Genomic DNA, 17,603 nt, shown 5'->3' with positions numbered 1-17,603 from the left:
TTATTTCAGGTGCGGCTTTTTTCATGGCGGTGCGGTTAGAATGCGATTCAGGGGCGACGAGAATGGATCGCTTTCACCTGGAGATGCCGAGATGACGATTTTACACACGGCGCGCCTGCGCCTGGAGCCGCTGACCACCGACCATTATGAGCGCATGCGCACGCTCAACACGGACCCCGAAGTGATGACCTACCTGAATGCGGGCCAGCCCGAGACGGAAGAGGTGACGCGCGCGGCCATCGCCCGCACCATGGGCCGCTGGGCAGAGTGGGGCTATTCGTGGTGGGCGCTGATACGCCTCGACGATGGTGCGCTGGTGGGCATGGCCTGCCTGCAGCACCTCGGCGGCGACAGGGCCAATCCCCTTGAAATCGGCTGGCGCCTGGCGCGTACCAGCTGGGGCCAGGGCTACGCCAGCGAGGCGGCAGCGGCCATCGTCGCGCATGCGTTCGACGTCGTCGGCGCGCCCGCAGTGGTGGCCGTGGCCCATCCCGACAATGCTGCCTCGATCAAGGTCATGACGCGCCTGGGCATGCAATACGTGGGCATGGAGCGCCATTACGATATCGATAGCGTGGTGTACCGGCTGGCGCGTCCATGACGGCAGCGGCCAAGCCCTTGAAGCTGGGCTGCGCCTACGGCGTGCAGTTTTCGCCGGACGGCACGCGCCTGGCCGTGCTGGGGCGCGACCTGGTCCTGTGGGACGTGGCGGCACGCCAGAAACTGTGGCGCGGCAAATTCATCGCGCATTGTTCCAGCATGGCCTTCTCGCCCGACGGCAGCCTGCTCGCCATTAAGAGCACGACGGGCCAGCTGGCCGTGGTGGATGCCCAGGCGGGACAACTGCTGCTGAATTTCCAGAATAAAAAGGATGGCGAAGGCTGCGGCCCCGCATGGTCGCCGTGCGGGCAGTATCTGGCCGACGGCGGCTGGGATGGGTGCTTGCGGATACGCGCGGCGGCAACAGGCGAGCTGCTGTTCACGCAGGCGCATGCGGGCGAGATGCTGCGCGCAATCCACGCCATCGATGGCGGGCGGCGCTTGCTGCTACTGCATGGCGTCAAATCGGTGGCGGAAGGGCAGGTGCAGCCACCCGATTACTGCAGCGTATGGGACTGGCCCTTGCAGGCGCGAGGCGGGCGCGTGGTGCTGTCGCTGCCAGGCCTGATGTCGTGCGCGGCGTCGCCGGACGGCGAGTCGCTGGCCGCGCTGCATCACGCGGGCGGCGAGGAGTATCTGTCGATGTACGCGCTGGCCGATGGCCGCCAGCTGGCCAGGGTAACCGTGGAGGCCGGGGGCGGCACGGGCAATGCCTTGCGCTGGCTGCCCGACGGCAGCGCGCTGGGACGCATCGGCAAGGGCAAGCTGCTGTTTTACGCCTGGCCCGGGTTAAGCGTCCTGGCGCAGGAAGATTTTACGTATCCCTGCGCGCTGGACTTCTTGCCTGCTTCGCCGCTGGCCGCCATCGGCTCCTGGGAATCTGGCATGCTGATGGAGTTGAACATTCACGAGGAAACCGCATGATCACCTGTTATTTGCGCTACATCATCGACCCGTATAAATTGCGGGAATTCGAAGCCTACGGCAAGCTGTGGATACCGCTGGTCGAACGCTTCGGCGGCCAGCATCACGGCTATTTTTTACCGTCCGAAGGGGCCAGCAATGTGGCCCTGGCCATGTTCTCGTTTCCCAGCCTGGCCCTGTACGAGCAATACCGCAGCGACTCGATGCAGGACGCCGAGTGCCAGGCCGCCTTCCGCTACGCCGAGGAGACGCGCTGCATCGTCAGCTATGAGCGCAGTTTTTTCCGGCCCGTGTTTGGTTGACTGCGATTCGTCACGCCTCAATCCTCGGCCTGGAACTCGCTGGCCGAGACGAACAGGTCCCACGAGGCGATGAACAGGGCCGCCACCACGGGGCCGATGACAAAGCCGTTCAGGCCAAACAGTGCCATGCCGCCCACGGTGGACAGGAGTACGACGTAGTCGGGCATCTTGGTGTCCTTGCCCACGAGGACAGGGCGCAATACGTTGTCGACCAGGCCGATGACGAAGACGCCGAAGGCGGCCAGGCCCGCGCCTTGCCAGATGGCGCCCGTGGCCAGGAAGTAGGCGGCCACGGGCGCCCAGACGAGGGCGGCGCCGACGGCGGGCAGCAGCGACAGGAAGGCCATCAGCACCGCCCACAGCAGGGGTGCAGGCACGTCGAGGAACCAGAACGCCAGGCCGCCGAGGGCGCCCTGGGCGATCGCCACGAGAATGTTGCCTTTCACGGTGGCGCGGATCACCGTGGTGAAATTGGTGAACAGGCGCTGCTTGTACTTGCGGCTCAGCGGCACGGCGTTCTTGATGCGGGCCGACAGGGTGGAACCATCGCGCATGAGGAAAAACAGCAAGTACAGCATGATGCACAGGCTGGTGAGAAATTCGAAGGTGTACAGGCCCACATTGATGGCTTTTACTGCCACCACCTGGCTCACCTGGGTGGCGCCCTCGGCCAGCTTGTCCTGCAGGCTGGCCAGGCTGGTCAGATTGAAGCGGTCGAGCAAATTGATCAGCCATTGCGGCAGGACTGCCATGATCTTATTGAAGAACATGGCGACCGTGATTTCACCCGAACGTACCATCTCCACGACGCTGGCCGCCTGGTTCACGAGCGACACGGAAATGAGAGACAGAGGCAGGATCACGATGACGACGATTAGCAGCAAGGTCAGCAGCGACGCCAGGCCGGCGCGGCCCCTGGTTTTGCGCAGCAGCCAGCGGTACACGGGCGCGAACAGGATCGCCAGGATGACGCCCCAGAAGATGGCGCCCGCATACGGCGCCAGTATCCAGCCAAAGCCGATGGTGACGATGCTCAAGAGGAGCAGGAACACTTTCTGGTGCAGTGTGAGGGTATGCATGGGTGGTGGCGCAATGACAAGGGTTGAGTTGGCCCATCATAAGCGAGGCGTGCTGCGGCGCGCCATACAATTGTCGCGCTGCGTGCGCAAGCGCACCTGGCGACGACGGACTGACAACGCGGTGGCGGCCATTCCAGTAAGCTGTCGCGCCAGGCGTTCCATCCCGGGCGCCTTTCACTTCAGGAATCCACGTGGCCGATCACATGCACTTTTATGAACCCGCACAGGGCCACGGCTTGCCGCACGATCCCTTCAACGCGATTGTCGGGCCGCGTCCGATCGGCTGGATCGCCTCGCGCAGCGGCGAGGGCGTGCTCAATCTGGCGCCTTACAGCTTTTTCAATGCTTTCAATTACACGCCGCCGCTGATCGGCTTTTCCAGCATCGGCCGCAAGGATACCTTGCGCAATATCGAACAGACGGGCGAATTCGTGTGGAACCTCGCGACCCGCCCGCTGGCCGAGGCGATGAACGCCAGTTGCGCCCCGGCGCCGCCCGAGGTCGACGAATTCGCGCTGGCCGGTCTCACGCCGGCCGCCTCGCGCATCGTCACGGTGCCGCGCGTGGCCGAAAGCCCCGTCTCCTTCGAATGCCGGTGCACGCAGATCATCGAGCTGCAAGGCGTCAATGGCGACAGTGTCGGCAGCTGGCTGGTGCTGGGCGAAGTAGTGGGCGTGCACATCGCGCGCCATCTGTTGAGCGACGGCGTGTACGACACGGCCGCCGCCGCGCCGATATTGCGCGGTGGCGGGCCGGCCGATTATTTCGAGATCGGGCCAGATAGCCTGTTTCGCATGCGCCGGCCCGCCTGGCCATAGTACGCGGCCGGCTAAGCGACTGTCGCCAGCTGCGAGCGGCGATAGTCGAGCGGCGTACTGCCACCAGTTCCGTAAAGCTGCGGCTGAAATGGGCCTGGTCAAAAAAGCCCAGTGCATGCGCCAGGCTGGCCAGATCGGGGGCGTCGGGCTGCGCCAGGCGCCAGATCGCTTCCTGCAGGCGGTAGCGCTGGATCACCCATTTCGGCGGCACGCCCACGTAGTCCTGGCCCTGGCCCGGCCAGCCGTTTATTTGCCCAGTATCGACGCCACATTGTCGGTGCCCGGTGCGCCGAACAGCTGCTGCTTGAGGATGTGCAGCTGGTCGCGCACCTGCGCCGCCTTTTCGAACTCGAGGTTCTTGGCGTGGTCCACCATCAGTTTTTCCAGGCGCTTGATTTCCTTGCTGACCTGTTTCTCGCTCATGGCCTCGAACTTGGCCGCTTCCTGCGCCACTTGCAGGGTTTCGCGCGCTTCCTGCGGGCTGTAGACGCCGTCGATCATCTCGCGGATCGATTTTTTGACGCCGATCGGGATGATGTTGTTGGCCGTATTGAAGGCGATCTGCTTGGCGCGGCGGCGTTCCGTCTCGTCGATGGCGCGGCGCATGGAGTCCGTGATGCGGTCGCCGTACAGAATCGCCGTGCCGTTCAGGTTGCGCGCGGCGCGGCCGATGGTCTGGATCAGGCTGCGCTCGGAGCGCAAGAAGCCTTCCTTGTCCGCGTCGAGGATGGCGACCAGCGACACTTCCGGCAAGTCCAGTCCCTCGCGCAGCAGGTTGATCCCCACCAGCACGTCGAAGGTGCCCAGGCGCAGGTCGCGCAGGATTTCCACGCGTTCCACCGTCTCGATATCGCTGTGCAGGTAGCGCACCTTGATGCCGTGGTCGCCCAGGTATTCCGTCAATTGCTCGGACATGCGCTTGGTGAGTGTGGTCACCAGCACGCGCTCGTCCTTCTTGATGCGCTCGACGATTTCCGACATCAGGTCGTCCACCTGCGTGCTGGCGGGGCGCACGATGATCTGCGGGTCGACCAGGCCAGTCGGGCGCACGACCTGTTCGACCACCTGGTCGGAATGGTTCTTTTCGTATTCGGCCGGCGTGGCCGAGACGAACACGGTCTGGCGCATCTTCTGTTCGAATTCCTCGAACTTCAAGGGCCGGTTGTCGAGCGCCGACGGCAGGCGGAAGCCGTAGTCGACCAAATTCGTCTTGCGCGAGCGGTCGCCGTTGTACATGGCGCTCAGCTGGCCCGTCAGCACGTGCGACTCGTCGAGGAACATCAGGGCGTCCGCCGGCAGGTAGTCGACCAGGGTCGGCGGCGGTTCGCCCGGCAAGGCGCCGGACAGGTGGCGCGAGTAGTTCTCGATGCCCTTGGTGAAACCGATTTCCGCCATCATTTCCAGGTCGAAGCGCGTGCGCTGCTCGAGCCGCTGCTCCTCGATCAGCTTGTTTTCCTTGCGGAAGAACTCGAGGCGCTCGCGCAGCTCGTCCTTGATGGTTTCGACGGCGCGCAGCACGGTGGAGCGGGGCGTCACGTAGTGCGAGCCCGGGTACACGGTGAAGCGGGGGATCTTTTGCCGGACGCGGCCCGTCAGCGGGTCGAACAGCTGGATCGATTCGATCTCGTCGTCGAACATTTCCAGGCGCACGGCCAGCTCCGCATGCTCGGCGGGGAAGATGTCGATGGTGTCGCCGCGCACGCGGAAGGTGCCGCGGCCAAAATCGACCTCGTTGCGCGTGTACTGCATCTGGATCAGGCGCGCGATGACGTCGCGCTGGGCGACCCTGTCTTTTACGCGCAACGTCAGGATCATCTGGTGGTATTCGTTCGGATTGCCGATGCCGTAGATGGCCGAGACGGTGGCGACGATGATGACGTCGCGCCGCTCCATCAGCGACTTGGTGCACGACAGGCGCATCTGCTCGATATGTTCGTTGATCGACGAGTCCTTTTCGATGAACAGGTCGCGCTGCGGCACATAGGCTTCGGGCTGGTAGTAATCGTAGTAACTGACGAAGTATTCGACCGCGTTCTGCGGGAAAAAGTCACGGAACTCGCTGTACAGCTGCGCCGCCAGCGTCTTGTTCGGCGCGAAGACGATGGCGGGCCGGCCCATGCGCGCGATGACGTTGGCCATGGTATAGGTCTTGCCCGAACCGGTCACGCCGAGCAGGGTCTGGAAGGCCAGTCCGTCGGCAATGCCCTCTGACAGCTGGGCGATCGCCGCCGGCTGATCGCCGGCCGGAGGGAAGGGCTGGTGCAGCTTGAAGGGGGAATCCGGGAAAGAGATAATTGCGCTTTCCGCCTCGCTGGCGGTAGATAATTCGGGCATGTGAATCAGACCTTTGTTAGAATAGTGCTCTGCTGGCGGCCCTGGCGTTGTATTTCGGGGCGCTGTCTACAACTCCGCTGTGAACCTGCTTCCAATCGAATCCAATCTTATCATGACGAACCCAACTGTTTCTGCCAGTCTGTTTAGCGCCATCGAGATGGCCCCACGCGACCCGATCCTGGGCATCACCGAAGCATTTAACGCGGACCAGAATCCCGCCAAAATCAATCTGGGCGTTGGCGTCTATTATGACGACAACGGCAAGGTGCCTCTGTTAGCTTGCGTACGCAAGGCGGAAGCCATCCTGATCGAACAGGCCGCCCCACGCACCTATCTGCCGATCGAAGGCCTCGCTGCCTACGACAAGGCGGTGCAAGAACTCGTATTTGGCGCCGACAGCGCCGTAATTCAAGAGCGCCGCGCCGTCACCGTGCAAGCCATCGGCGGCACGGGCGCGCTGAAAATCGGCGCCGATTTCCTGCAGCGCTTCGCGCCGGGCGCGCAAGTCTATATCAGCGACCCGAGCTGGGAAAACCACCGCGCGCTGTTCGAGAACGCCGGTTTCGTCGTGAATAACTACGCGTACTACGATGCCGCCACCCATGGCGTGAACTTCGACGGCATGCTGGCCAGCCTGAACGCCATGCCGGCAGGCTCCATCGTCGTGCTGCACGCCTGCTGCCACAACCCGACCGGAGCCGACCTGAGCGTGGCCCAGTGGGACCAGATCATCGCCGTCGTCACGTCGCGCGGCCTGGTGCCGTTCCTGGACATGGCCTATCAGGGCTTCGCCAACGGCATCGCCGAAGACGGCGCCGTGGTGCGCCGCTTTGCCGACGCGGGCGGCCCGCTGCTGGTGTCGAACTCGTTCTCGAAATCGTTCTCGCTGTACGGCGAGCGCGTGGGTGCCCTGAGCGTCGTCGCTGCCAGCGCCGACGAAGCGGCCCGTCTGCTGTCGCAGCTGAAGCGTGTCGTGCGCACCAACTACTCGAACCCGCCCGTGCACGGCGGCAAGGTGGTTGCCACCGTCCTGGCCACGCCGGAACTGCGCCAGCTGTGGGAAGAAGAACTGGCCGGCATGCGCGTGCGCATCCGCGAAATGCGCAATGCCTTCGTGGAAAAGCTGAAAGCCAAGGCGCCGGAGCACGACTTCGAATTCGTGCGCCAGCAGATTGGCATGTTCTCGTACTCGGGCCTGAGCAAGGAACAAGTGGCGTCCCTGCGCGAGCAATCGATCTACGCCGTCGACACGGGCCGTATCTGCGTGGCAGCATTGAATTCGCGCAACATCGACATCGTTATTGACGCGATCGCCAAAGTGCTTTAAGATCTTGCTTCTTCGGCGCTGCATGCAAGTGCGGCGCTGATGGCGGTAGAAGGTCGGCAATGGCCGTGTTCGGCGAGATGTGGCATGAGTCTTGCAAATGCGGAATAGACGACATATAATATTGCCTCTTTTCCCTGATAGCTCAGTTGGTAGAGCGACGGACTGTTAATCCGCAGGTCCCTGGTTCGAGTCCAGGTCGGGGAGCCAGAATTCGGAAGGCCACGTTGAAAAACGTGGCCTTTTTTGTTTTCCGCTGCGCTCCTGAGTAGCCGGCCTGCGCTGGCGGAGCGCGATGGTTATTTCCTATGTGAATCTAGACAGCCTGAAGTTTGCCCTATATAATGCGGCCTCTTTTCCCTGATAGCTCAGTTGGTAGAGCGACGGACTGTTAATCCGCAGGTCCCTGGTTCGAGTCCAGGTCGGGGAGCCAGAATTCGGAAGGCCGCGTTGAAAAACGCGGCCTTTTTTGTTTTTCCCTGCATGCGCCTGGCTTTCCGGTGCAATGCCGGATTTTGCGCTATCCTGAAGGCTTCCCAATAGGAAAGCTTTCGCCATGACCTGTTCCGCCGCCTTGCGCCATATCGTCCTGTGTGATTTTCTTGATGGCATTACGCCAGCCCGGCATGCTGAGCTCGTCCATGAATTTTCCCAGCTCAAGCACCGCATTCCCGGCGTGCGCCAGTTCGAATGGGGGCCGAACGTGAGTCCGGAAGGCCTCGACGACGGTTTCACCGATTGTTTTACCCTGACGTTCGAGAATGCCGGCGCGCGCGACGTGTATCTGGGCCACCCCGCGCACCTGGCCTTTGTCGAACTCCTCAAGCCGTGGCTGGGGCGGGTGCTGGTATTTGACTATCAGCCCCAGGAAAATCCGGGCTGAGCCGGGCTGGGCGGCAAGAGCCGATCAATATTTTTCCGCGCAAATCTGGACATCTTGAAATTTGCCCTATAGAATGCGGCCTCTTTTCCCTGATAGCTCAGTTGGTAGAGCGACGGACTGTTAATCCGCAGGTCCCTGGTTCGAGTCCAGGTCGGGGAGCCAGAACATGCAGCAGCAAAAAGCCCAGCCTTTACCGGTTGGGCTTTTTGCATTGGGGCGCCGCCTGGCGCTGGCCGGCAGTTCCGGCTCCGGCCCGACGGCAAGGCAGCGGCGCGCAGCGAACCTGTCTTATGCCAGGCGCAGCGCTTCCAGTGCCTGGTAGCGGGGCTGTATCTGTTCTGCGATGGCAGACAGCCTGCCGGCTGGCTCCGGCTGCCTGTCGCCGTGGAATGCCGTGCCATATTTCGCATGCACGCCGCTGCGCTCGCGCATCGCCTGCAGCTGCTTCGGCGTGGGGTCGATGCCGAAACGCGCCAGCAAGTCGCTGAACACGACGCCCGGCAATTGCCGGTAGTCGAGCAGGACCAGGCGGTTTGCCGCCGCGTGTGCCTGTGCGGCGGCGAACAGGCTGGCCAGCACGAGGCCCGCATAGCCATCGAGGTCGCCCGCGCCCAACTGGTGGGCCGGCAGCGGCAGCAGGGCAGGGTGCAGCATGCCGGGCACCATCTGCGGGCCGCGCTGGCGCTGGTGTGAGGCGAGCACGGCCTGCGGCTCGCGGTAGAGGAACAGGCAAGGCGTCTGCGGAAACGCCTGCTGCAGCAGGGCCAGGCTGTGGATATGCCAGCAATCGAACTTGATGAAAAAATGCGTTTCATCGCCGCAGCGGCGCTGGCCCAGCGCCAGCATGGCCTGGCGCAGCAGGGCGATGGTATCGAGGCCGCCGCTACCGGCCTGGTCGTGATGCAGGCGCAGCAGCGAGTCGATCACGGGCGGCTCGGACATCACAACGCAGCGCGGCAGCGAGGCGAGCAGCTGGGTCAGCAGGGTCGAACCGCAGCGCGAGACATGGAAGATGAAGGCGTCGGGCGGCAGGCCGCCGGCCAGTCCGGCCAGCGCCGCCGCCGGCGTGTGGCAGACGCGGCGCTCTTCGCGCGGCTGGCGCGCCAGGGTGTTGACGAAGAACGAGTCGGTGAAGCGCAGCCGGCCCAGGTCGCGCCAGCAGACGGACGCCGCGCCCGTCCGCGCATCGCGCTCGACGTACAAGGGATACCAGTGGCGCAAGTCCATGCCGTCGTGCCAGGCCACCGTTTCTCCCCTGGCCAGCAGGCGCTCCTGTCGCGCCAGGCCAGGCGCGGCGCTCATGCCGCCACCGTGCCGGCCAGCCTGGCCAGTTCGCCTGCCAGCGCCAGCGTGACGGGCGTACCGGCTTCGCGCAGCCGCGCGATCACCGCGTGCACATTGCCGTCGTTGATGCTGGGGTCGCCATATTTGGCGGCCGCTTTCGGCACGAAGCCCGCGTCGGCGAACAAGGCGGTCAGCCAACCGTTGGTGATGCAGTCGACGACCAGGTGGATGCGCGGCGCCGCGCCCCGGTTGTGCACGGCGTGCAGGCAGCTGGCATCCATGTACCAGGCATGCCCGGCCGTAAAGTGCACCGTGTCGCCATCGATGCTGAAGCACACTTGCGGCGAGGTATGGATGGGGATATGGATGCGCGTCAGGCCATCCATCAGCGCCGTGCCCGCGTCGCGGTGCGCCCGGATGGCGGCGCCCGGCGCCAGCGCCATCAGGCGCACAGCGCTGGTGTCGCACTGGAAGCGGGCGAGGACTTCGCGCAGATACGGGCAGCGCGCCAGGTGCGGCGTGGCGCGGTAGGGCGCGCCGTCGAGCGGCATGATATGGCGCGCGTCACCGCCGGCCGAGCGTAGCGGCAGGCAGCTCCAGCCGTTTTCATAGGCGCCCGTATTGAAATGGCTGATCCAGTCGCTGGCGGCGAACTGATCGCATTCGCGCTGCATGCGCGCCACGTCGAATGCCAGCGGCAGGCGCAGCCAGGTGCTGGGCGCAGCGGCGGCGCGGCCGGTGGCGGGACTCATGCGGGGCTCCAGGCCAGCTGTTCTTGCAGCTCATCTTCCGCGCGCAGCTCGAATCCCAGGCGCCGGTAGAGCCTGCGTGCGGCCGCATTGCTCTTGCTGACGCCCAGCGCGAGATGCAGACGACGCGCGCCCGCCAGCGCCTGCAGGCCGCGCAGCGCGGCGCTGCCCGCGCCCCGGCCCCGCTCCCCGGGCAGGATGGCGATATCGACCAGGCGCAGCGCATCGCCATCCTGGTCAAGCACCAGCCTGCCGACGGGCGCGCCGTCGTGCTCCAGCACCAGGTAAAACGCGTGCGGATAGCTCTGGCGATAGCCGAGCACCTGGGCGCGCCACTGCATGGCGATCAGCTGCTCGGCCAGGGCGGGTGGCCCGGGCAGCAGGCGCAAGTCGTCGCGCGTGGAACTGTACAGCGCGCAGGCGAAGGCGTCGTCGCCTGCGTCGCCAGCGCGCATGTCGCGCAGCCGGTAGGGCGCCGGCAGCGCGGCGAGGGGCAGGTCGGGAAACGGCGGTATGGTGTGCACCTATGCTCCAATATGTCGGGTGACGGAGGGATATGCTTAACTGTACGGCGGCTATTTGCTATGCTGCCTATTTTTGCGCCCACTTGCAATCATTACAGGATGCCGAAATGAATATCGCGCCGATGATCACGCTCGACCAGCTGCTGCCTTGCCTGCATAGCGACTTTATCGCCCACACCTCGGGCGGCCCCGTGACCCTGGTCCTCGACGAAGCGCTGGAATTGCCGCGACGCGGCTTGCCGCCGTCGTTTCGCACGCCGCTGTCGCTGATACTGGGCGGCCCGGCACTGCCGCTGCTGGAAGAGGGGTATTTTGTGCTCGAGCATGCGCGCCTGGGGCGCCTGGAATGGTATCTGTGGCCGATCGCCGCCGCCTTTCCCGCGAGGGCGGAGGACGCGGGCAGGCAGCGTTACCAGGTGAGTTTTTCGTGAACGGTGCGCGGGCCGAACTGGCCGCGATTGCGCGCGCGATCGCCGACCCGCAGCGGCCGCTGGCAAGCCTGATCGGTGAAATGGAGCGCCTGCGGCGCCTGGCCGAGCGCCACTGCGGCCTGTCGATGGAAGGCCTCGAGCGGCTGACGGAGGGCGAGAGTTTTCTTGCCAGCGGCTGGGCCATTTCGCCCATGCAGGCGGCCTTGTGCGCGCGCGAGCCGCTGCGCAGCGCCGCCTTCATGCGCGCACTGGTGCTGGCGGTGACGCAGCGCTTGCGCGAGGACAGGCCCGTGCGCGTGCTGTATGCGGGCTGCGGCCCCTTTGCCCTGCTGGCGCTGCCGGCGATGGCGCTGCTGGACGCCGGCCAAGTCCAGTTCACCCTGATGGACGTGCACGCGCAGACGCTCGACTACGCGCGCGGCCTGGTCGGGCAGCTCGGCCAGGCGGACCATGTCTGCGCCTTCCTGTGCGCCGATGCGGCCGTTTACCGCATTCCCGCGGACGCCATGCCGCAGGTGATCATCAGCGAAACCATGAATGCGGCACTGGGCAAGGAGCCGCAGGTGGCCATCCTGCGCAACCTGCACGTGCAGGCGCCTGCCGCCGCGTTGTTGCCCAGCGCCGTCAGCGTGCACCTGGGCTTGCCGCGGCGCGCACCCGGCGAGGCTTGCGTCGAATGGGGCAGCGTGTTTGCCCTGAATGCGCAAACCATCATGGCCTGGCAGGGCGAAGCGGAGGAGGGCGGCAGCCTGCCTGGCGCCAGCATCCGCCTGCCGTCCGTGCTGGCGCAGGCGCCACGGCTGCTGACGCGTATCCGCGTGTATGGCGACGTGCTGCTGGGCGACTATGATTGCAGCCTGAACCTGCCCTTGCCCTTGCCGGGCAAGCCCGCCCTGGCGGGCGGCGAGGTGCTCGATTTTAGCTACCGGCTCGGCCGCGAGCCGGGGCTGGCCTGGCGTATCGCCGGCAGCGCCTGGCGTATCGCCGGCAGCGCCTGAGCGGCGGGCGGGCGGCTTAGTTAGCGGCAAGGGCGCGCCGGCCTTGCCTGTGCTCGGGGCGTACCTTCGCTGCCGGTGTCGCCCAGCTTCGGCGCGGTTGTGAGCGCAAGCCGTTCTTCCTGCCGGCAGGAAAACCCCGCTGATTATCAAATCCGGCCCGGATCCTATGCGATCCGCTCAGCCAGGCGGTGTTTGCTTGAATGCAGCGAAATATTATAGTCGGGTGCGCTTTACGTAGTTGGCGGCGCGGCGGATTTATCTTGCCGGCCTGCGCAAGCATAAAAAAAAGTGCGGCAGGCGCACTTTTTCATGTTATTTATAAAAAATAAATACTATTTAATTAATTGCGGCTCGGGAAAAATCCTTCGACGCAAATAATATACAGCAAGCCCTGGAATGGCGGCGTGGTCGCGGCATTGCCCGTGACGTTGACGGTCGCGGGCAATGCCAGTGCGGTGCCGCTGCCCGTATTGTTGACGGTTACCGTGCCGCCGGAGCCGCCGCCGCTGGCGGTCGCCATGTCGTTGGCCAGCGTGGTGCTGCCGCTGCCGATATCGGGGCGATACAGGAAGGGTGTCTGCGCGCCCGATGATTTGCCGACCGCCAGGTAGCTGCTGTTGCTGGGGGACGCTGTCGTCGCCAGGTCGGTGCTGACCTTGATTGCCACGCTGGTGCCGCCGCCGCCCGATGGCGTGAAGCTGGCCGTATGGTTGTGGGCAGGCAAATTGGCGACGCTCAGCGTGCCTGTCACGGTGCCCGTGCCGGTACCTGTCACCGCGCCGCTGGTGGCGCCGCCCGAAGTGCCGTTGACGGCCGTGATGCGGTCCGTTGCGCCGAGGTTGGCGCCGACGGCTACCCGGCCGCGCAGGTCCGGCAGGCCGAAGGTGCTAACGCCGTCGCCGCCATATTGCGTGCCCAGCAAGGCAAACAAGGCACTGTTTGTACTGATGGCTAATAACTGCCCGCTGCACGTCATCCAGCCCCGCGGGGCGAAGTTGAATCCGACGCCAATGATCGTGCCTATAAACATATCCATGATGAATGCCTTTCAAGTATGGTGTTAGTAGCGTTATTCTCCCGGCGCTATTTTTATGACGGCGCAGGAATTTCCCAATGCAGCGCGTTTATATTAATTTACTTTTATGCAAAATTCATCCTGAAGTTGTAAATACAGCGTTATTCCGTTCAATCTGCAACGGCGGCCAAAATCCCGCAATTTCCGCAAGCCGCCGCCTTCCCATCCCAGCCCATCCGGTTCGCGGCCACTCCGCGGCCTGGCCGCCGATTTGCCTCTCACTGGCGCTTCCGTAGGAATACTACATCGGCAAACAATTTATTTATGTAGGATAATGACGAGGTAAATTGCATTTGAGCAAATGCGATTTAACGCAATCATCCAAGTCAACAAAACAACAAGTCTTGCGGGAGTCTCATGAAGCATCCAGGCAGCGAAGCATCTGCATCACCTCTTTCCACTCCACGCATCACGCGCCGCCACGCCCTGATCGGCCTGGCGGCCTTGCTGGCCCAGGCCGGCTTCTGGAGCAATCCCTTGTCGGCCGCCATGGCCGCGCCGGCTACGGCGCCGCTGGCCGGACCGGCGCCCGGCAGCATGCTGTTTTATACCTTGTCGCAGGCGATCACGGGCCACCACGATTTACGTGCCGAAACGGCGGCGCGCATCGAGCAAGCCATGCGCACGAACGTGCCCGGCTTTGCCGAGCACTTGCCGCGCCTGGGCGCGCTGGTGGCGCCCGGCCTGGAAGCGCAGGCCCTGCTGGCCGCCGCCACCGACGCCGGCTTGCGCGAGCTGGCGCTGGCCATCGTGGCGGCCTGGTACACGGGCACCGTCACCGGCCACCCCGAGCAGGGCACGAAGTCCGTCGTCGTCGCCTATGCGGAAGCCTTGATGTACCGCACGGTGGCCGATGGCCAGGTCGTGCCCACGTATTGCAACTACGGCCCCCTGTGGTGGCTGAAGGCGCCGCCGGCCGTGCGCGTCTCCGCGCCCGTGGCGCCCAAGCCTGTGCCGGCCCCGGCCACGACAGGCACTCCCGAACCGAAAGGCAAGCAAGCAAAATGAAATCTCCCCAATTCAAGAGTAATGGCGACGTCGTCGCCGATGTCGTCATCGTCGGCACGGGCGTGGTTGGCGCCATGATGGCCGACCAGCTGGCCGCGCAAGGCTTTTCCGTGATCATGCTCGAGGCGGGCCTGCGCATCGAGCGGGGGCAGGCCGTGGAAAACTGGCGCAACATGCCGTTCGAGAACCGCGTCGGCTCGGACTTCCAGGGCTTGTATCCGCAGGCGGACAATGCGCCCGCGCCCCTGTATTTTCCAAAGAATAACTATGTGGAACTGTCCGGCCCCAGCGGCAGCAGTTTCCAGCAGGGCTATCTGCGCACGGTGGGCGGCACGACCTGGCACTGGGCCGCGTCGTGCTGGCGCCATTTGCCGTCCGACATGCGCATGAAGAGCGATTACGGCGTCGGGCGCGACTGGGCCATTTCCTACGATGAACTGGAACCCTACTATTGTCGCGCCGAGCAGGAAATGGGCGTGGCCGGCCCCAACGATCCGGCACTGCAGTCGCCCAGCGAGCGCAGCGCGCCGTACCCGATGGACATGGTGCCCTGGGGCTATGGCGACAAGCGCTTCGCCGAAGTGGTCAACCCGCACGGCTACCGCTCCGTGCCGATTCCGCAAGGACGCTCGACGCGTCCATGGCAGGGGCGTCCCACGTGCTGCGGCAATAACAATTGCCAGCCGATCTGCCCGATCGGCGCCATGTACAACGGCATCCATCACGTGGAACGTGCCGAGCTGAAGGGCGCTGGCGTGCTGGCCGAGGCCGTCGTCTACCGCATCGACACGGACCAGAACAACCGCGTGACGGCCGTGCACTGGTATGACGCCAAGAAACAGTCGCACATGGCGACGGGCAAGGCCTTCGTCATCGCCTGCAACGGTATCGAAACGCCGCGGTTGCTGTTGCTGGCGGCGAACCGCAACAATCCGAACGGCATCGCCAACAGTTCGGACCAGGTCGGCCGCAACATGATGGACCACTCGGGTTTCCACTGTACCTTCCTCGCCAATGAACCGATCTGGACGGGCCGTGGCCCCGCGCAGAGCAGCTGCCTGGTGGGCCCGCGCGATGGCGCCTTCCGCGCGCAGTATTCGGCCAACAAGATGATCCTGAACAATATCACCAGGGTCGGACCGGCGACGCAGCAATCCCTGAAGCTGGGCCTGGTGGGCAAGGACCTCGACGACGAGATCCGCCGCCGCGCCGCGTTTGGCGTGGACCTGTCGATCAGCCTGGAGCCCTTGCCCGAAGCGCACAACCGTTTGACATTGAGCAAGACGCGCAAGGACCCGCTGGGCCTGGCCTGTCCCGACATCTACTATGACGTGGGCGATTACGTGCGCGATGGCGCGAAGGCCGCGCATGCGCAGCTCGAGCACATCGGCAAGCTGTTCGGCGCCGTGGAATTTAACATCACCAGCAGCCTGAACGCGAACAACCACATCATGGGCGGCGTGATCATGGGTTCGAATCGTGCCGACTCCGTCGTCGACGGCAATTGCCGCGCCCACGATCACGCCAACCTGTGGCTGCCGGGCGGCGGCGCCATGCCGTCGGCCAGCGTCGTCAACACGACCCTCAGCATGGCCGCGCTCGGTTTGCGCGCGGCCGACGACATCGCCCGCACCCTGGCAAGGGAGGCCGCATGATGCGCCGCCTGTCCTTCGCCCTCGGCCTGGCCTTGCTGGCTGGTAGCGCTGTTGCCGTTGTGCCTGCTTCTATGCCCGCCTCTGCGCCGCCCGTCACCCTGACGCCGGACCGTCCGGCCGCGCCGGCCGCAAGCACAGCCGCCAAGCCCGATGCGCGGCTGGAGCGGGGCCGCTACCTGGCCATCGCGGCCGACTGCATGGCTTGCCATACGGCAGCCGGCGGCAAGCCGTATGCGGGCGGCTACGCCATCGATACGCCGCTGGGCACGATTTATGCGACGAATATCACGCCGTCGAAACAAGGCGGCATCGGGCATTACAGCGAAGCGGACTTTGCCCGCGCGCTGCGCGCAGGCGTGCGCGCCGACGGCAGCCATCTGTACCCGGCCATGCCCTACACCAGCTATGCGCAGCTGACGGATGCGGACGTGGGCGACCTGTATTATTACTTCATGCGGGCCGTCCAGCCTGTCGATGAGCCGGCGCGCCAGACGGCCCTGCCATTCCCGTTCAATGTGCGGCTGTCCATGCTGGGCTGGAATACTTTGTTCCTCGACAATAAACGCTTTGTGCCCGATCCGGCCAGGAGCGCGCAGATCAACCGCGGCGCCTACCTGGCCGAAGGCCTGGCGCACTGCAGCGCCTGCCACACGCCGCGCAACGCGCTGATGGCGGAAATCGGCAGCCAGACCCTGGCGGGCGCCACGCTCGGTTCCTGGCATGCGCCCAACATCACGTCCGACAAGGTCAGCGGCATCGGCGCCTGGACGGATGCGGAACTGACGGCCTACCTGAAGACGGGCCACGTGGAAGGCAAGGGGCAGGCGGCGGGCGGCATGGCCGAAGCCATCCAGAACAGCCTGCAATTCTTGCGCGACGACGACGTGGCCGCCATCGTCGCTTGGCTGCGCACGGTGCCGCCCGTGCGCGCGCCGGGGCAGACCAAGGCGGCGTTCAGCCATGGCAGCGCCGCCAGCGAGGAAGCGGCGCTGCGCGGCATGGCCGCTGCCACCGAGCACCATTCGCTCAACAGCGGCGCGGTGCTGTTTTCCGGCTATTGCGCCAGCTGCCATTCGGCCAGCGGCGCCGGCAGCACGGGGCAAAGCTATCCGGCCCTGTTCCACAACACGGCGACGGGCGGCAGCACGCCGGCCAACCTGGTGTCGGCCATCCTGTTCGGCGTCGAGCGCAAGATCGAGGGGGAAGAGCATGAAGCGTTCATGCCCCGTTTCGACAAGCGTTCCTACGTGCAACCGTTGACGGATGAGCAGATCGCTTCGATCGCCAATTACGTGCTGAAGCAGTACGGCAACCCGGACGTGACGGTGACGCCCGCCTACGTGGCGCAGGCGCGCAGCGGCGGCGAGAAACCCTTCCTGGCGCGGGCACAACCGTTCATGCTGCCGGGCGGCATCGCAGGCATCCTGCTGTTGATCGCGCTGTTTGTATGGCTGCGCCGGCGTCGTCAACGCAAGGCATAAGCGCGGGAGTCGTGGAGTATCGGCGGCGAATATGAACGTTGGGCGCAACTTGCAGTAAAATGCAGGCTGAAAAATGGTTACGAGCAATCGTAGCCATTTTTTATTCTGGCCCGATCCTGGCGATTGCTTTCGCC

General features: G+C 64.6%; 17 protein-coding genes, 3 tRNA genes and 1 pseudogene. 14 read left to right on the top strand and 7 right to left on the bottom strand.

Annotation, left to right across the window (positions count from 1 at the left end):
- Positions 1-91: 91 nt before the first annotated feature.
- The 3 genes from AC3RCJ_RS21690 to AC3RCJ_RS21680 are packed head-to-tail and all read left to right on the top strand — an operon-like array spanning position 92 to position 1,826.
- Positions 92-601 carry a GNAT family N-acetyltransferase gene (locus tag AC3RCJ_RS21690; protein ID WP_492958953.1) on the top strand — a complete coding sequence of 170 codons (510 nt, stop codon included), beginning with the start codon at positions 92-94 and terminating at the stop codon, positions 599-601.
- Positions 598-1,524: a WD40 repeat domain-containing protein gene (locus AC3RCJ_RS21685; protein ID WP_492958951.1), complete on the top strand. Its 927-nt coding sequence runs from the start codon at positions 598-600 to the stop codon at positions 1,522-1,524. Before AC3RCJ_RS21690 ends, AC3RCJ_RS21685 begins: the two co-directional genes overlap by 4 nt.
- Positions 1,521-1,826: an NIPSNAP family protein gene (locus AC3RCJ_RS21680; protein ID WP_034789018.1), complete on the top strand. Its 306-nt coding sequence runs from the start codon at positions 1,521-1,523 to the stop codon at positions 1,824-1,826. The genes AC3RCJ_RS21685 and AC3RCJ_RS21680 overlap by 4 nt, the downstream gene beginning before the upstream one ends.
- 17 nt (positions 1,827-1,843) lie before the next feature.
- On the opposite strand, the gene AC3RCJ_RS21675 is transcribed toward AC3RCJ_RS21680, so the two are convergent.
- Positions 1,844-2,905 carry an AI-2E family transporter gene (locus tag AC3RCJ_RS21675; protein ID WP_492958949.1) on the bottom strand — a complete coding sequence of 354 codons (1,062 nt, stop codon included), beginning with the start codon at positions 2,903-2,905 and terminating at the stop codon, positions 1,844-1,846.
- A gap of 203 nt (positions 2,906-3,108) precedes the next feature.
- On the opposite strand from AC3RCJ_RS21675, the gene AC3RCJ_RS21670 reads away from it, so the two are divergent.
- Positions 3,109-3,723, top strand: a complete 615-nt coding sequence (locus tag AC3RCJ_RS21670; RefSeq protein ID WP_492959178.1) for a flavin reductase family protein — start codon at positions 3,109-3,111, stop codon at positions 3,721-3,723.
- Positions 3,724-3,841: 118 nt separating this feature from the next.
- On the opposite strand, the pseudogene AC3RCJ_RS21665 reads toward AC3RCJ_RS21670, so the two are convergent.
- Both AC3RCJ_RS21665 and uvrB read right to left on the bottom strand, forming a co-directional pair.
- Positions 3,842-3,919, bottom strand: a pseudogene (locus AC3RCJ_RS21665) (hypothetical protein); the annotation flags it as partial.
- Positions 3,920-3,969: 50 nt separating this feature from the next.
- On the bottom strand, positions 3,970-6,057 hold the full coding sequence (gene uvrB, locus AC3RCJ_RS21660) for an excinuclease ABC subunit UvrB (protein WP_492958947.1): 2,088 nt from the start codon (positions 6,055-6,057) through the stop codon (positions 3,970-3,972).
- A gap of 112 nt (positions 6,058-6,169) precedes the next feature.
- Here uvrB and AC3RCJ_RS21655 point away from each other — a divergent pair, with 112 nt between their 5' ends.
- The 5 genes from AC3RCJ_RS21655 (at position 6,170) to AC3RCJ_RS21635 (ending at position 8,426) form a co-directional block, all read left to right on the top strand.
- Positions 6,170-7,384: an amino acid aminotransferase gene (locus AC3RCJ_RS21655; RefSeq protein WP_492958945.1), complete on the top strand. Its 1,215-nt coding sequence runs from the start codon at positions 6,170-6,172 to the stop codon at positions 7,382-7,384.
- A gap of 131 nt (positions 7,385-7,515) precedes the next feature.
- A tRNA-Asn gene (locus AC3RCJ_RS21650) sits at positions 7,516-7,591 on the top strand.
- Positions 7,592-7,738: 147 nt separating this feature from the next.
- A tRNA-Asn gene (locus AC3RCJ_RS21645) sits at positions 7,739-7,814 on the top strand.
- A gap of 123 nt (positions 7,815-7,937) precedes the next feature.
- Positions 7,938-8,264 carry a Dabb family protein gene (locus tag AC3RCJ_RS21640; protein WP_492958943.1) on the top strand — a complete coding sequence of 109 codons (327 nt, stop codon included), beginning with the start codon at positions 7,938-7,940 and terminating at the stop codon, positions 8,262-8,264.
- 86 nt (positions 8,265-8,350) lie between these two features.
- Positions 8,351-8,426: transfer RNA gene (locus AC3RCJ_RS21635), tRNA-Asn, on the top strand.
- Between the two features lie 126 nt (positions 8,427-8,552).
- Here the strand turns inward: AC3RCJ_RS21635 and AC3RCJ_RS21630 are convergent.
- Genes AC3RCJ_RS21630 through AC3RCJ_RS21620 form a run of 3 tightly spaced genes read right to left on the bottom strand, consistent with a single transcriptional unit; the run spans position 8,553 to position 10,821 of the window.
- On the bottom strand, positions 8,553-9,566 hold the full coding sequence (locus AC3RCJ_RS21630) for a hypothetical protein (RefSeq protein WP_492958941.1): 1,014 nt from the start codon (positions 9,564-9,566) through the stop codon (positions 8,553-8,555).
- Positions 9,563-10,300 carry an aspartyl/asparaginyl beta-hydroxylase domain-containing protein gene (locus AC3RCJ_RS21625; protein ID WP_492958939.1) on the bottom strand — a complete coding sequence of 246 codons (738 nt, stop codon included), beginning with the start codon at positions 10,298-10,300 and terminating at the stop codon, positions 9,563-9,565. Before AC3RCJ_RS21625 ends, AC3RCJ_RS21630 begins: the two co-directional genes overlap by 4 nt.
- Positions 10,297-10,821, bottom strand: a complete 525-nt coding sequence (locus AC3RCJ_RS21620; protein ID WP_492958937.1) for a GNAT family N-acetyltransferase — start codon at positions 10,819-10,821, stop codon at positions 10,297-10,299. Before AC3RCJ_RS21620 ends, AC3RCJ_RS21625 begins: the two co-directional genes overlap by 4 nt.
- A gap of 107 nt (positions 10,822-10,928) precedes the next feature.
- On the opposite strand from AC3RCJ_RS21620, the gene AC3RCJ_RS21615 reads away from it, so the two are divergent.
- Together AC3RCJ_RS21615 and AC3RCJ_RS21610 are read left to right on the top strand one after the other, a co-directional pair.
- On the top strand, positions 10,929-11,252 hold the full coding sequence (locus tag AC3RCJ_RS21615; RefSeq protein WP_492958935.1) for a DUF6916 family protein: 324 nt from the start codon (positions 10,929-10,931) through the stop codon (positions 11,250-11,252).
- Entirely contained in the window at positions 11,249-12,250 is a 1,002-nt protein-coding gene (locus AC3RCJ_RS21610) for an SAM-dependent methyltransferase (protein WP_492958933.1), read from the top strand. Before AC3RCJ_RS21615 ends, AC3RCJ_RS21610 begins: the two co-directional genes overlap by 4 nt.
- A gap of 340 nt (positions 12,251-12,590) precedes the next feature.
- Here the strand turns inward: AC3RCJ_RS21610 and AC3RCJ_RS21605 are convergent, their stop codons facing one another.
- Positions 12,591-13,286 carry a phage tail protein gene (locus tag AC3RCJ_RS21605; protein ID WP_492958931.1) on the bottom strand — a complete coding sequence of 232 codons (696 nt, stop codon included), beginning with the start codon at positions 13,284-13,286 and terminating at the stop codon, positions 12,591-12,593.
- A gap of 396 nt (positions 13,287-13,682) precedes the next feature.
- Between AC3RCJ_RS21605 and AC3RCJ_RS21600 the strand changes: the two genes are divergently transcribed.
- From AC3RCJ_RS21600 to AC3RCJ_RS21590, 3 genes are read left to right on the top strand one after another with little or no spacing between them, the layout of a single operon-like run.
- Entirely contained in the window at positions 13,683-14,333 is a 651-nt protein-coding gene (locus AC3RCJ_RS21600) for a sugar dehydrogenase complex small subunit (RefSeq protein ID WP_492958929.1), read from the top strand.
- Positions 14,330-15,988 carry a GMC family oxidoreductase gene (locus AC3RCJ_RS21595; RefSeq protein ID WP_492958927.1) on the top strand — a complete coding sequence of 553 codons (1,659 nt, stop codon included), beginning with the start codon at positions 14,330-14,332 and terminating at the stop codon, positions 15,986-15,988. The genes AC3RCJ_RS21600 and AC3RCJ_RS21595 overlap by 4 nt, the downstream gene beginning before the upstream one ends.
- Positions 15,985-17,469, top strand: a complete 1,485-nt coding sequence (locus AC3RCJ_RS21590; protein ID WP_492958925.1) for a c-type cytochrome — start codon at positions 15,985-15,987, stop codon at positions 17,467-17,469. Before AC3RCJ_RS21595 ends, AC3RCJ_RS21590 begins: the two co-directional genes overlap by 4 nt.
- Positions 17,470-17,603: the final 134 nt, after the last annotated feature.

It is taken from the genome of Janthinobacterium sp. GW822-FHT07H11 (assembly GCF_058798615.1).
The sequence above is the reverse complement of the archived record's forward strand: the minus strand, read 5'-3'. Positions and strand labels throughout refer to the sequence as shown.

Excerpts from the sequence above, each read along its gene's own strand:
- AC3RCJ_RS21690 (WP_492958953.1), top strand. The coding sequence starts at position 92 with ATGACGATTTTACACACGGCGCGCCTGCGCCTGGAGCCGCTGACCACC.
- AC3RCJ_RS21685 (WP_492958951.1), top strand. The coding sequence starts at position 598 with ATGACGGCAGCGGCCAAGCCCTTGAAGCTGGGCTGCGCCTACGGCGTG.
- AC3RCJ_RS21680 (WP_034789018.1), top strand. The coding sequence starts at position 1,521 with ATGATCACCTGTTATTTGCGCTACATCATCGACCCGTATAAATTGCGG.
- AC3RCJ_RS21675 (WP_492958949.1), bottom strand. The coding sequence starts at position 2,905 with ATGCATACCCTCACACTGCACCAGAAAGTGTTCCTGCTCCTCTTGAGC.
- AC3RCJ_RS21670 (WP_492959178.1), top strand. The coding sequence starts at position 3,109 with ATGCACTTTTATGAACCCGCACAGGGCCACGGCTTGCCGCACGATCCC.
- uvrB (WP_492958947.1), bottom strand. The coding sequence starts at position 6,057 with ATGCCCGAATTATCTACCGCCAGCGAGGCGGAAAGCGCAATTATCTCT.
- AC3RCJ_RS21655 (WP_492958945.1), top strand. The coding sequence starts at position 6,170 with ATGACGAACCCAACTGTTTCTGCCAGTCTGTTTAGCGCCATCGAGATG.
- AC3RCJ_RS21640 (WP_492958943.1), top strand. The coding sequence starts at position 7,938 with ATGACCTGTTCCGCCGCCTTGCGCCATATCGTCCTGTGTGATTTTCTT.
- AC3RCJ_RS21630 (WP_492958941.1), bottom strand. The coding sequence starts at position 9,566 with ATGAGCGCCGCGCCTGGCCTGGCGCGACAGGAGCGCCTGCTGGCCAGG.
- AC3RCJ_RS21625 (WP_492958939.1), bottom strand. The coding sequence starts at position 10,300 with ATGAGTCCCGCCACCGGCCGCGCCGCCGCTGCGCCCAGCACCTGGCTG.
- AC3RCJ_RS21615 (WP_492958935.1), top strand. The coding sequence starts at position 10,929 with ATGAATATCGCGCCGATGATCACGCTCGACCAGCTGCTGCCTTGCCTG.
- AC3RCJ_RS21605 (WP_492958931.1), bottom strand. The coding sequence starts at position 13,286 with ATGGATATGTTTATAGGCACGATCATTGGCGTCGGATTCAACTTCGCC.
- AC3RCJ_RS21600 (WP_492958929.1), top strand. The coding sequence starts at position 13,683 with ATGAAGCATCCAGGCAGCGAAGCATCTGCATCACCTCTTTCCACTCCA.
- AC3RCJ_RS21595 (WP_492958927.1), top strand. The coding sequence starts at position 14,330 with ATGAAATCTCCCCAATTCAAGAGTAATGGCGACGTCGTCGCCGATGTC.
- AC3RCJ_RS21590 (WP_492958925.1), top strand. The coding sequence starts at position 15,985 with ATGATGCGCCGCCTGTCCTTCGCCCTCGGCCTGGCCTTGCTGGCTGGT.